This window comes from Mesorhizobium sp. WSM4842, from assembly GCF_055901575.1.
This window is the reverse complement of the sequence record NZ_CM148372.1, coordinates 5,874,561-5,887,983: the sequence shown is the minus strand read 5'-3', so window position 1 is coordinate 5,887,983 and position 13,423 is coordinate 5,874,561. Positions and strand designations below refer to the sequence as shown.

At 60.9% G+C, this 13,423-nt stretch carries 11 protein-coding genes; all 11 read left to right on the top strand.

The window, feature by feature from the left end:
- Nucleotides 1-102: 102 nt before the first annotated feature.
- The 11 genes from AC0NIE_RS28650 (at nt 103) to AC0NIE_RS28600 (ending at nt 13,405) form a co-directional block, all read left to right on the top strand.
- Nucleotides 103-969, top strand: coding sequence for a PfkB family carbohydrate kinase (locus tag AC0NIE_RS28650; RefSeq protein WP_473484735.1), 867 nt, complete (start codon nt 103-105; stop codon nt 967-969).
- Nucleotides 970-1,126: 157 nt separating this feature from the next.
- A complete protein-coding gene (locus AC0NIE_RS28645; protein WP_473484738.1) occupies nt 1,127-1,963 on the top strand; it encodes an ABC transporter substrate-binding protein in 837 nt (278 codons plus the stop codon).
- A 76-nt stretch (nt 1,964-2,039) separates the two neighbouring features.
- Nucleotides 2,040-3,569: an amino acid ABC transporter permease/ATP-binding protein gene (locus AC0NIE_RS28640; protein ID WP_473484740.1), complete on the top strand. Its 1,530-nt coding sequence runs from the start codon at nt 2,040-2,042 to the stop codon at nt 3,567-3,569.
- Nucleotides 3,570-3,678: 109 nt separating this feature from the next.
- Nucleotides 3,679-4,773 carry a LacI family DNA-binding transcriptional regulator gene (locus tag AC0NIE_RS28635; RefSeq protein ID WP_473484743.1) on the top strand — a complete coding sequence of 365 codons (1,095 nt, stop codon included), beginning with the start codon at nt 3,679-3,681 and terminating at the stop codon, nt 4,771-4,773.
- 365 nt (nt 4,774-5,138) lie between these two features.
- Nucleotides 5,139-6,170: a substrate-binding domain-containing protein gene (locus AC0NIE_RS28630; protein WP_123147196.1), complete on the top strand. Its 1,032-nt coding sequence runs from the start codon at nt 5,139-5,141 to the stop codon at nt 6,168-6,170.
- 112 nt (nt 6,171-6,282) lie between these two features.
- The gene (locus tag AC0NIE_RS28625) at nt 6,283-7,824 is read left to right on the top strand and encodes a sugar ABC transporter ATP-binding protein (protein ID WP_473484745.1); all 1,542 of its coding nucleotides are present in this window, start codon (nt 6,283-6,285) and stop codon (nt 7,822-7,824) included.
- A gap of 19 nt (nt 7,825-7,843) precedes the next feature.
- Nucleotides 7,844-8,833 (top strand): ABC transporter permease, encoded by a 990-nt coding sequence (locus AC0NIE_RS28620; RefSeq protein WP_123147198.1) that lies wholly within the window; start codon nt 7,844-7,846, stop codon nt 8,831-8,833.
- A gap of 29 nt (nt 8,834-8,862) precedes the next feature.
- Nucleotides 8,863-9,843, top strand: a complete 981-nt coding sequence (locus tag AC0NIE_RS28615; RefSeq protein ID WP_123147199.1) for a sugar-binding transcriptional regulator — start codon at nt 8,863-8,865, stop codon at nt 9,841-9,843.
- Complete coding sequence (locus tag AC0NIE_RS28610) at nt 9,840-10,835, top strand: aldo/keto reductase (RefSeq protein ID WP_473484747.1); 996 nt, start codon at nt 9,840-9,842, stop codon at nt 10,833-10,835. The genes AC0NIE_RS28615 and AC0NIE_RS28610 overlap by 4 nt, the downstream gene beginning before the upstream one ends.
- An 18-nt stretch (nt 10,836-10,853) precedes the next feature.
- Nucleotides 10,854-12,590 carry a glycerol-3-phosphate dehydrogenase/oxidase gene (locus tag AC0NIE_RS28605; RefSeq protein WP_473484749.1) on the top strand — a complete coding sequence of 579 codons (1,737 nt, stop codon included), beginning with the start codon at nt 10,854-10,856 and terminating at the stop codon, nt 12,588-12,590.
- Nucleotides 12,563-13,405: a class I fructose-bisphosphate aldolase gene (locus AC0NIE_RS28600; protein WP_473484751.1), complete on the top strand. Its 843-nt coding sequence runs from the start codon at nt 12,563-12,565 to the stop codon at nt 13,403-13,405. The genes AC0NIE_RS28605 and AC0NIE_RS28600 overlap by 28 nt, the downstream gene beginning before the upstream one ends.
- Nucleotides 13,406-13,423: the final 18 nt, after the last annotated feature.

The following is a 13,423-nucleotide window of genomic DNA, read 5'->3' as shown; positions in this document are numbered from 1 at the left end:
AGATTCCTCGTCTCGATTGACAGAGCTTGGGCCGGCGCACAATTGACAGATAGCAGCCATTGTGCGAACGTTATCACATCCTTTTAAGCTGAAAGTCCTGCAATGGTCAAGATTGCCGCGATGGGCGATAACGTGGTCGATTGCTATCTTGCTCGCGGCGAGATGTATCCTGGCGGAAACTGCCTCAATGTCGCGGTCTATGTGAGCCGCTTCGGCGGGCAGTCGGCCTATGTGGGAGCGATCGGCAAAGACCGGGCCGGGGACCTGATCTGCACTGCACTGGCGTCGGAGCGCGTTGACGTCACCAGATTGCGGCGCCTCGAAGGGCCGACCGCTTACTGCCTCATAGGTCACCACAACGCCGATCGGATTTTCCTGGATTTCGATCTCGGCGTTTCGATGTTCACGCCGACGCAAGAAGATCTGGATTTTCTCTCAGGCTTTCAGGCTGTCCACATCGGCCAGTCCAGCGGGTTAGACCCATGGGTTGCCGCAGTTTCGAGTAAATCACTGTTATCTTACGATTTTTCCACGCGGCGGGAACCGGAACACCGGCGCGAGGTTGGACGCTATTGCTATCTGGCTTCCGTTTCAGGGGATGGTCTTGACGACAAGGAATTGGCCGTAATCGCATCCGATCTGCTTGCGTGTGGTCCAAAGTGGGTTTTGGTGACTCGCGGTCGAGCCGGCGCGGTGCTTCACAGCGACACCGTCTCCTACCGTACGCCGGCGCGGCTGGTCGAACCCATCGACACCCTGGGCGCGGGCGACACCTTCATAGCCCGAACGCTACTCGGCCTGCTTACGGATGAGGCGCCTCAGGACATTCTCCGCCATGCCGCACAGGCGGCGGCTGCAACCTGCCAGTACTACGGCGCGATCGGCCATGCGTCAGCAATCGATATAGGCAACATGACGCCCGAGATCCTCCGCGGAGCGGGGCACGTTCAACACGGGAAAACGGTCTAGCTGCGAAATTCCTCGAAACAATTGACGCGAGAAACGGACAATGCTAGGTAAAGTGATAACGTTCTCATCCATCTAATTAAACGCCACGTAAGAGCATTTTGATGGATCAGACGTCGAGTGGGAAGGCCGGGTTCGGCCAATCGTAAGAGGAGAAGACATGCAAACGAATTCGAGCAGGCGCCAACTGGTGAAATGCGGTCTGGCGCTGACTATCGCCCTGGTGACAGGACTTAGCACGTTGGCCGCGTCAACGCAGGTAAAGGCGGCCGACAACCCTTACAACCTCATCGATCCAACAACGATCAGTGTCGGAACGATGGGCGATGCGAAACCCTACGTCTTCACCGACGCCAACGGCAACTTCACCGGCTTCGACGCTGAGCTCTTCCGCGATGTGGCGCACCGGCTCGGGTTCAAGGAGGAGCAGGTCGTCTTCACCGGCCAGGAATTCTCGGCGTTGCTGCCATCCGTCGCCAACGGCCGCTTCGACGTCGCTGTCGCCGCCATTGGCACGACCGCGGAGCGCAAGAAGACCGTGGATTTTGGCGATGGCTATCTCGCGGGTTACCTTTCGATCATTTCCGCCGATCCGGCTCTGACGAGCAATGAGAGCACCTCCGGAAAGCGCATCGGCGTGATCCAGGGGACGCTGCAGGAAATCTATGCCGAGAAGAATCTGAAGGGCGACATCGTCAAGTTCCCCGACAACAACACCGCGGTGGCGGCGCTGAACAACGGGACGATCGACGGCCATTTCACCGACTATGAGTCGGCCAAGCAGTATGTAGAACGCTATAAAAACCTGAAGATAACAATGAACGTGCCGTCCTTCGATGCGCCAGCCGGGTTCGTGGTCAAGAAAGGCAACGATGCCTTCCGCGAGGCACTGAACAAGGCACTGCGCGAGGCCATGGACGATGGCACTTGGAAACGGCTGCACGAAAAATGGTTCGCGGGCACCCCCATGCCAGATCAATATCTGCCCAAGAAGTGAATTCGAGCGACTTCGCTGTGTTTTCCGGCCGGGCCCGTGAGCAACGGTGCCCGGCCGAGTTATAGATGGACTTGATATGAGCTGGTTCGATACCTTCTCCCGCAGCTTCCTTGATTTCCAGGCGATGGCAGAAGTTCTGCCAAACATGGTGATGGTCGGCCTCAAGAACACCCTGATCCTGGCCGTCGCCTCGACGTTTTTCGGGACGCTGATCGGTATCGTTCTCGCCGTGATGGGGATTTCCGAGAACCGGCCGCTGAAGCTCCTCGCGCGGGTCTACACCGATATCTTCCGTGGGCTTCCCGCCATTGTCACTATTCTGATCATTGGCCAAGGCTTCGCACGGTTGGGCCGGGACCTGTTCGGTCCATCGCCTTATCCGCTGGGCATTCTGGCACTCAGCCTTATTGCCGGCGCCTACATCGGAGAAATTTTCCGAGCCGGCATTCAGAGCGTCGAGCGCGGTCAGATCGACGCCACCCGCACTCTCGGAATGACGTATGGCCAAGGCATGCGCCTGGTGGTGATCCCGCAAGGCATCCGCCGCGTCCTGCCGGCACTGGTCAACCAGTTCATCGGCAACGTCAAGGACTCCAGCCTGGTCTATTTCCTTGGCCTGCTCGCCTCCGAACGCGAACTGTTCCGCGTCGGCCAAGATCAGGCCGTGCTGACCGGCAACCTGTCACCGCTCTTGCTGGCCGGCGTCTTCTACCTCGTGATCACGGTGCCGCTAACCCACCTCGTCAACTACATCGACGCGCGCATGCGCGTCGGCAAGCGTATCACCGGGGTGCAGAGCGGCCTCAAGGAAGTCGCCGAGCTTGCGGAAGCCGGTGTGCCGGGCACAGAGAAGTCGGCCGCAGCCGCGCCCGCTCGCTTCAACGGCGGCAGCATCGTGGTCACGAATATCGATATGGCCTACGGCGCCGTCCAGGTGCTCCATGACGTCAGTCTGAAAGTCGAGCCGGGGACCGTCACCTGCCTGATCGGGCCATCCGGCTCGGGCAAGTCGACCTTGCTGCGTTGCCTCAACCGCCTCGTCGAGTGTCGAGCCGGAGACATCCTGCTCGATGGCGAAAGCATCTACAAGCAGACCCCTGACCAGCTCCGGCGGTGTGTCGGCATGGTTTTCCAGCAATTCAACTTGTTCCCCGACCGCAGTGCGCTCGCCAACATCACCCTGGCGCTGCGCAAGGTAAAAGGCATGTCGCGCCAGGAGGCTGAGCGCGCGGCCTTGGCGAGGCTGCATGAAGTCGGACTCTTGGAGCGCAAAGACCATCGGCCGGCAAATCTTTCGGGCGGACAGCAGCAGCGGGTGGCCATCGCGCGCGCCCTGGCCCTCGAGCCCGAAGTCATGCTGTTCGACGAAGTCACCAGTGCTCTCGATCCGGAATTGGTAAAGGGTGTCCTGAACTTGATGGCCGACCTCGGACGGGGCGGGATGACGATGGTGGTCGTTACGCACGAGATGAACTTCGCTCGCAAGGTTGCAAACCAGGTCGTATTCATGGACGAGGGGCGGATTGTCGAGGCAGGGCGACCAGAGGACCTTTTCGACAATCCGCAAAGCCCACGTCTTCGGCGCTTTCTGTCTGAGGTGCTGTGATTGCAATGGTGTGTGCAACGGCGAGTGCTGCGGTGTTCGGACTTGCGGGGTGGGCCTAACTGCCACTAGCTCGTCTTTACGACCACGAATGGGCGGCGGGGCTTGCTGAGTGATTCAAAGATCGTCGAAAAACGCAACCATCATAGAGGTTGCTCGCCGGGCCGGGGTCAGCTCCGCCACGGCGGGGCGTGTGCTTGGCGACTACGGCTACAGCAGCCCCGAGGTTCAGGAGAAAGTGCGCGCCGCCGCAGCTGCGCTGGGCTACCGCCCCAATCGCCTGGCAAAAGGTCTGATCACCGGTAAGACGCAGACTATCGGAGTTGTGGTCGGCGATATCGAAAGCCCATTCTACGCGAGCGTCTTGCGTGGAATAGGGGATGTCGCGCGCCGTGGCGGCTTCGGGGTTATCGTTACGAATAGTGACGAAAATGCCGAACTCGAGCGGGAGGCGGTGCAACTGCTGCTGGAAAAGCAGGTCGACGGTTTGATCGTCTCGTCGACCTTCGTGGACGAGCCGGATCATCTTCGTGAGGCGGTCGCGGGCCGCTGTCCCGTTGTGCAGTTCGACCGCATCGTGGCGGGCTTGGAAACCGATTCCGTGGTGGTCGACAACGTTTCTGCGACGCGCAGCAGCATCGCTGCGATGATTGAGGCCGGACACAGTCGCATCGGCATACTGGCCGAACTGGGTCCGGGCCAGCGCGATGATGTCGGCTCGTTTGTGGCAAACGTCGATCTCTCCAGCGCTGACGTTCGCTACCACCATCCAAGCTGGCAACGGCTGTTGGGTTATCTGGAAGCTCATCGTGCCGCAGGTATCGAGCCGGATCTGCAGTTGGTCCGCCGGGTGGCGGTCTATTCCAGCGAGGCAGCCCGCAAGGAGGCGCTCGATCTGCTGACAATGCGCAATGCACCGTCCGCTCTATTTACCGCCGACGGTGTGATGTCGACAGGCGTTCTGGAGGCGACTTCCGCACTGAAGCTTGCGATTCCAGGAGACGTTTCGCTGCTTTGCTTCGACGATCTCGACTGGATGCAGTTCGTGGCCCAAGGTATCACAGCCATCGCGCAGCCAGCGCACTTGATCGGAGCGGCGGCGGCGGAGCTTCTCTTGAAGAGGCTTGCGGAGGCTACGTTACCTTTCGAGCACCGTGTCCTGGCGGCCCAAATCGTGGAGCGCAATTCGATTGCCGTGCATGTCTAGCTGCAGGCTGGATGTTCTGAGGTCCCTGAGCGGAAGCGGGCGTGTCCCTGACATTCAACCCGTGGCTGCGTTGACCTAAAACGGTCGCAGGTCATGCTGGAAAACATCGGCAGGTCAGTTTGAAACCGCTGACCTGAGCTTGCCCGGCTCGTTCGTTCACCAACACTGGCGGCCCATCGGTGCTCGTCACTGCCAGCCAGTCTGTGAAATATATTTCAGCATGTGAATTTTATTGACACTCGAGCCAACTCCTGCGAATGATCAGCTGCTGGGCCTCGGGAGAAGGTTCGGTCTCATCAACCACAAGCGGCGGCACGTAAGTGTCAGGCCGCCCAATTGACCAGGCTTCGGCCGAGGGAGGACTCTTGCGCAAATTTTTGAGCATGCTCGCCATTTCGGCAGCAGCGACCACAGTGTTGGGGGCAGGCCACGCCGCGGCCCAGGCCGCTAACCCGTTCAAGTGCGAGCCGGGTGAAAAATACGTCATGAACGTCATGGTTTCCGGCGTCGAATACTGGTTCCCGGTCTACGAGATGTTCAAGCAGGCTGGACAGCAGTTCGGTTGCGAGACCGAATACACCGGAACGCCCGAATACGATGTGAACAAGCAGATAGCGACATTCGACCAGGCGCTGGCTCAGAAGCCGGCGGGCATCCTGGTGCATCCGATGAACTCCGATCCGTTCATCGAGCCAATCAACCGGGCCATCGACCAGGGAACGGCAGTAGTCACATTCGCCGCGGATTCGCCCAACTCCAAACGAGTGTCCTACATCACCTCCGACAACGTCGCCGAAGGTACCTATGCAGCCGATGCAGTCGCCAAGGCGATGGACGGCAAGGGCGAATACGCGGTCCTTGAAAACCCCGGACAGGACAATCACGACAAGCGCATCGCCGCCTTCATCGCCCGCATGGAAGCCAAATGGCCGGATATGAAGCTCGTCGGCCGCGCGGCGTCGAATCAGGATGCGACGAAGGCCTATCAGGCCGTGCTCAGCCTTGCCCAGGCGCATCCCGAACTGGGCGCGGTGTTCATGCCGGAAGCCAACTCGGCAATCGGCGCCGCGCAGGCCGCGAAGGAGGGCGGCGGCAAGATCCGGGTTATGCTGGCGGACGTCAACGCCAAGATCCTCGATATGATCAAGGCCGGCGAAATCTTCGGCTCGGTCAACCCGAACCAGGGCATGCAGGGCTATATGGGCTTCATGCTGCTGTGGCTGGCCAAGCATCCTGAGCTGATCGATCCGATGAACGACGCCCGGCGGTCGGGCTTCAACGGCATGGGCGTGCCTTTCGTCGACAACGGCTTTTCCATCGTCACTGCGGAAAACGCCGATGATTTCTATTGGGATGCCTACCTCACGCGGCGCGGCACCAAGGGCATCGAGGAATAAGTCCGACTTTATGCCTTCGGGCTCTTCGGAGATGCTCGAAGCGGGACGGGGCGCGTTCGCGCCCCGTCGACCCGGGCCATTACCGTCAACTTCAACGCTGCAGGGGGACGGAGTGACTGCCGCCGCCATTCTTGAAATCCGCGACATATCGAAATCCTTCGGTGCCATCAAAGCGCTGACCGGGGTCGATTTCACGCTGCAGCGAGGCGAAATTCACGCGCTGTGCGGCGAGAATGGCGCGGGCAAGTCCACGCTGATGAATATCATCGCCGGCATTGTGCAACCCGATGAAGGCACCATTCGTCTCGAAGGCAGGGACGTCACCATCGCATCGCCATCCGCCGCGCAGCGGCTTGGCATAGGCCTCGTCCATCAGGAAATCGCGCTCTGCCAGGATGCCACGGTCGCCGAGAATATTCTCATGGCGGCGATCAACAATCGGCGTGCGCCGCTGATGAATTTTCGCCGGCTCTACGCCGATGCGCAGAAGATAATGGACCTGCTGGCGCCGATCTCGGTCGAGACGCCGGTCGCCGAGCTTTCGATTTCCAACCAGCAGCTTGTGGAAATCGCCAAGGCGCTGACGCTCGAATGCCGGGTGCTGATGCTCGACGAGCCGACGGCCGCCCTGACCGAGACCGAGGCGCGGCGTCTTTTCGCAATCGGCCGCGATCTCAAGGCGCGCGGAATTTCAATCATCTACATCAGCCACCGCATGGCCGAGATCTTCAGCCTGTGCGACCGCGTCACGGTGTTTCGTGACGGCAGATATGTAGCGACCGATCCTATCGCTTCGGTCACTCCCAATGATGTCGTGCGCAAGATGGTCGGGCGCGAAATCACTCAGCTCTATCCGCAAAAGCTCTCGCCTGAGCGGCGTCCCGACCGCCCTGTGCTGTCGGTCGAAAATCTCTCCTATCGACAGGGTTCCACCGGCGTTGGTTTCACGCTTCGTGCAGGCGAACTTCTTGGCATCGGCGGATTGATTGGCGCTGGCCGCAGCGAGATGGTTCAGACCGTTTGCGGCTTGCGCGCGAAGCTGTCGGGATCGGTCGAACTCAATGGCGAGCCGGTCAGCATCAGGACCTACAGCGATGCAGTGCGCGCCGGCCTGGTCTACCTCTCCGAGGACCGCAAGGCGTCTGGCCTGTTCCTCGACCTATCGGTTGCCTCGAACATCTCCGCGCTGGACCTTCGGAAACTGACCACACCACTTGGGCTGCTCGATCGCCGCGCCGAGGCAAAGCAAGCCACCGACCTGGTCGAGCGCCACGGTGTGCGCATGGGCGGCATCGAGACACAGGTGTCGACGCTCAGTGGTGGCAATCAGCAGAAAGTAGCCATCGCCAGGCTTCTTTCGGTTGGCCCCAAGGTGGTCATTCTGGACGAGCCCACACGCGGGGTCGATGTCGGCGCCAAAGTGGAAATTCATCGCCTGCTTCGCGACCTCGCCGACCGGGGCGTCGGCGTCATCGTGATTTCATCCGAGCTTCCGGAATTGATCGGGCTCAGCGACCGGGTGCTTGTCATACGCGAAGGTGCCCTCGTCGGCGAACTGGAGGCGGACGAATTGACCGAAGAAGCGATCATGCTGCTGGCTTCGGGTGTCCGCCAGCAACGATCAAACGCAAGGCAGGTTCAGAATGTCGCTTAGACAGACCGGAGGAACCCTCATGGACGCCGAAATCAAGGCGAGCGCCCCCGGGCTTGGCGGGCGCAACTGGCTGCGTCTGGGGTCAATGCGCGAGGCGGGGCTGATCGCAATCATGCTGGCGCTGTGCCTCGCCATGACATTCGCCTCGCCGCATTTCCTGACTTGGGGGAATTTCCGCGCGATGCTGATGAGCTTCTCCATTGAAGGCATCGTCGTGGTCGGCATGACGATACTCCTCATTGTCGGCGGCATCGACCTTTCCGTCGGGTCGGTGGTCTGCTTCTCCATGGTCGTGTCAGGCGCTCTCTTCCTGATGGGTCTGGACCCGTGGACCGCGAGCCTCATCGGCATAGGCGCCAGCGCGCTGATCGGCGCGGTCATGGGCTTCTTCGTGACCGTCATCGGGCTCAATCACTTCATCACATCGCTGGCGGCGATGGTGATCGTGCGCGGTCTTTGCCTTGTCATCACCAAGGGAACCCCGCTGTCGCTGTTCACCCTGCCGCCCGGGTTCAAGGCGATCGGCCAGGGCAGCTTCGGCAATGTGCCTTACGTCATCGTCATCTTTGTCGTGGTCGTGGCCATCTTCGATTTCCTGCTTCGGCGTGCCACGGCCTTCCGGAAGGTCTTCTATACCGGCAGCAATGAGAAGGCGGCCCAATTTTCGGGCATCAAGACCAAGCAGGTCAAATTCTGGGTAACGGTTCTCTGCTCCACCCTCGCGGGCTTTGCCGGCGTCATCTATATGTCACGCTTTGGCGCTGCGACCCCGACCTTCGGCGCCGGCATGGAGCTCAACATCATCGCCGCGGCGGTGATTGGCGGAGCATCGCTCAATGGCGGCTCGGGCACCATCTTCGGCGCCATACTGGGCATGGCGCTGCTCTCGGTCGTCACAAGTTCGCTGATCCTGCTCGACGTTTCCGTCTATTGGCAGGACATGATCAAGGGATGCATCCTGCTCGCGGCAGTATCGATCGACCACTTCCTGCACCGCAGGAAATCCTGAGCAGCAGCGGCGAGAGTTGAGCATCCATCATGTCACCAACCAATTCGCGGGACGACGTCACGATCGTCCGCCAGATGTATCAGGCGCTTGTGCTTCATTACATGGAAGCCAAGACGCAAGCTGAAATCGCCAAGGAGCTCGGCATCTCGCATGCGACCGTCAACCGCCTGATCAAACGCGGTCATCAACTCGGGCTTGTCGAGATCAAGATCAAGTCGCCGGTCGAGCAACTGGTCGACATCGAGGCGCGACTTGTCGCGATAGGCGGACTCCAAAGGGCCGTCGTCGTTCCTTCCGTTTCGGACAATCCGCAGACTGCCCTCCAGCGCGTCGGCGAGGCAGCGGCGAGGCTGGTGCTCGAGACGATCAAGGACGGCGACACGATTTCCATTACCGGGGGCAAGGGGGTGAGTGCCGTCGTCGCCGGCCTCAAGCCGAACCGAAGCTACGACGTCGAGGTCGTTCCCGCGACCGGCCTGGTCCAGGGCAAGCATTACACCGACGTCAATCATGTCGCGTCTCTGATGGCCGACAAACTCGGCGGGCGCGCCTATCAGGTTCACGCGCCGCTGTTTGCCGACAGCCCGGCCCAACGTGACATGCTGATGGGCGTCCGGGCGGTTTCGGATGTCTTCAGCAAGGCGCGCGAAGCAACGCTTGCGGTCGTCGGCATCGGCTCCATCCTGACCGACGATTCGAGCTACTACGATCTGCACCCGTCATCGAGCGCCGACCGGCTGGCCATCGAACGCTCGGGCGCGGCGGGCGAACTGCTCGCGCATCTCATAGACAGCAACGGCAAGCTCGCCGACTACCGCCTCAACCACTCACTGGTTTCGCTGACGCTCGAGGAATTCGCGACCATTCCGCAGTCGATAGGGGTCGCAAGCGGCGCAAGCAAGGTGGTCCCGATCCTCAGTGCCATGCGCGGCTCTCACCTCGACACTCTCGTCACCGACGAAACCACCGGCTTGAAGATCCTCGAGCTCGCCGAAGGAAATGCAGCATGAATTCTCGACAAATCACCCGCTCAATCGGCAACTCCGGCGTTGTCGCTTCGGCGGTGGGACTCGGCACCTGGGCCATCGGCGGCTGGATGTGGGGTGGCACGGATGAAGCAGAATCGATCGCTGCGATCCAGGCGTCCATCGATGCCGGCGTCTCGCTGATCGACACCGCGCCGGCTTACGGTCTCGGCCGCAGCGAGGAGATCGTCGGCAAGGCCCTCAAGGGCCGGCGCGACCGCGCGGTCATCGCCACCAAATGTGGCCTGAACTGGCATTCGAAAAAGGGCAATCACTTCTTCGATCAGGACGGAGCGCCGGTGAACCGATATCTGGGTGCCGAGGGCATCGCTTATGAAGTGGAACAGAGCCTGAGGCGGCTCGGCACCGATTATATCGATCTCTACATCACCCATTGGCAGGACCCGACGACCCCCATTGCCGAAACAATGCAAGCGCTCGAACGCCTCAAATCAGCTGGCAAGATCCGCGCCATCGGCGCAAGCAATCTCAGCCCCGCCGAGCTGCAGCACTACGTGACCGCTGGCCAGCTCGATGCGATCCAGGAAAGATATTCGATGCTGGATCGCGAGATTGAGCAGACATTGCTGCCGATCGCGCGCCAGCATCAGGTCGCTGCGCTCAGTTATTCGTCGCTTGCGCTCGGCCTGCTTTCGGGCGCGATTGATCCGGCGCGTGAGTTCAGCGGCGACGACCAGCGCAAAGACAACCCGCGCTTCTCTCAGGCCAACCGGCGCAAGGTAGCCGCTTTGAAGCATGCCCTGGCCCCGGTCGCGGAGGTCCTCCAGGCAAGCATGGCGCAGATCGTCATCGCCTGGACGCTGGCGCAGCCCGGCATCACCTTCGCGTTGTGTGGAGCGCGAAACGCGACGCAGGCGCTCGACAACGCCAGGGCAGGGGAGATTTTACTGAGCGCCGCGGAACGGACCGCCATCGATGCGGCGGTGGCCGGGCATCTCGTAGCGATAGATGCGTGATCGAAAGCGCGTCCTGAGATGAATCGCATCCAGACGATCGCCGGCTTGCGCGAGAACCCCGATATTGACGTCCTCGTCATAGGCGGCGGCATTAACGGCATCAGCGTGTTTCGCGAACTCGCTTTGCAGGGCGTCAATGTGCTGCTCGCCGAAAAGGGCGATTACTGTTCCGGCGCCAGCGCAGCCCTCTCGCGCATGGTTCATGGCGGCTTGCGCTATCTTGAAAACGGCGAGTTCAAGCTGGTCCGCGAATCTCTGCTCGAACGCGATCGGCTGTTGAAGAACGCGCCGCACTACGTTGCGCCACTGCCAACCACAGTGCCTATCTTCGACCTGTTCTCAGGCATAGCAAATGGCGCATTCCGCTTCCTTGGGCTAAGCCGTCGTCCGGGCCGGCGTGGCGCCTTGGTCATCAAGACCGGTCTGGCAATGTATGACTTCTTCACCGCCGCGCGCCGTATCGTCCCGCCGCACAAATTCAGGAGTCGCGCTGAAACACTCAAGGTCTGGCCTGCAATCAATCCTGCTATCCGCAATTCGGCGACATACTATGACGCGTGGGTCAGCCACCCCGAGCGGCTGGGTACCGAGATGCTGCGCGACACCATGAAGGAAAAGCCGTCCGCCCGGGCGCTCAACTATGCACGGGTATCGCTCGGTGACGCGAGCCTGGTGCTTAACGACGGACTGTCTGGCGAAACCGTGGCCGTGAAGCCGCGGCTCGTGGTCAATGCCACAGGCGGCTGGGTCGACCTGACCAATTCGGCGATCGGAGCCGTTGCGCCGAAGCTTATGGGCGGCACCAAAGGTTCGCATCTGATCGTCGACAATCGCGAGCTTCATGACGCGCTCGACGGTCACATGATCTACTACGAGAACGAGGACGGCCGGATCTGCATCCTGTTCCCCTATCTCGGCAACGTGCTGGTCGGCTCGACGGATATCCGTGTCGACGATCCCGACCAGGCGCGCTGTGTGGATGACGAGCGGCAATACATTCTGCAGTCCCTGTCCTTCGTGTTTCCCGGGATCGAGATCGCCGATACCGACATCGTCTTTCAGTTTACCGGGGTGAGGCCGCTGCCGATAAGCCAAGACAGTTTTACCGGGCGCATTCCCCGCGATCATTTCTGCGAGCTCATCGAGGGCGCCGGTATAGTGCCGCCGACGCTCTGCATGATCGGCGGGAAATGGACAACCTTCCGGTCGTTCGGCGAACTGGCAGCGGATATGGTGCTCGAGCGATTGTGCCGACAGCGCATCGTCGGCACCCAAAACAAGCCGATCGGCGGCGGCCGGCATTTTCCCATTGCCCCGGCAAAATGGTGCGCAGAACGCGCGGCCGCAAACGGCCTGCCGCTTGACCGCATGCGTAGCCTCTTCGAGCGCTACGGTACCGCAGCGGATGCCGTCGCCGCCCATATGGCAGCGGGACATGACGAGCTCTTGCCCGGCAACGACTACTCGGCCCGGGAGATCCAATATCTCATCGCCAATGAATATGTCGAACAGCTGGAGGACCTGCTGCTTCGCCGCACGACAATCGCCATCACCGGCGCTCTCTCGGCCGATCTTCTCGATGCGGTTCTCGATATTCTGGCTGTCGAAAAGAGCTGGGACGCCGCGCGCAAGGCATTCGAGCGAACCGATTTCCTCGCCCTGTTGCAACGCCGGCACGGCATCGATCTCGACCAGCTATCCCAAGAAGACGAAGGAAGGAGCGCCGAATGCGCATCAACAAGAAAGTCCGCATGAACCGGTTGTTTGGCCGGGCGCGCTGTCTCGACGTCGCAGTCGACCATGGCGTGTGCAACGAGCCGTCGTTTCTGGAAGGGCTCGAGGATATGGCCGGCGTCGTCGCCCAACTGGTTGCCGCGGGACCGGACGCCATTCAGATGAATTATGGCCAGGCCGATCTGCTGCAGTCCTTGTCCGGCAAGGAAAAGCCGGCATTGGTCATGCGCATTGACATCGGCAATCCATATAACAAAACCCGCCATCGCTCGATGTGGGCCATCCTGCAGAACGAAGCCGAACCACTGATCGGCGCGCTGGAGATGGACGCGGCCTGCGTGGTCGTCAATCTATTCATGCTGCCCGATGAGCCGGACCTGTTCCGGCAATGCGTCCACAACATTGCCCGCGTTCGCGCCGACTGCGAAAGATACGGGCTGCCGCTGATGATCGAGCCGCTGGCGATGCTGCCCAACTCGGAGCGCGGAGGCTACATGGTCGACGGCGACCCCGAAAAGATCGTCACCCTGACCCGGCTCGCCAGCGAGATGGGCGCCGACATCATCAAGGCGGACCCGACCACCGATCCGAACGACTTCCACCGGGTGGTGGCGGCGGCGCGCTGTCCTGTCCTTGTGCGCGGTGGGGGCAGGGAGGATTTGCGCGCCGTCTTCGACAAGTCGGAGGCGCTGATGGCACAAGGCGCGGCAGGCATGGTCTATGGCCGCAACATATACCAGCATTCCAACCCTCGCGCCGTCGTGAGAGGATTGATGGCGATCATCCATGAGAATGTGGACGGCGCGGCGGCCTGGGAGCTCTACCAACAAGGATAAATTTTGGCGGCTTGGGAG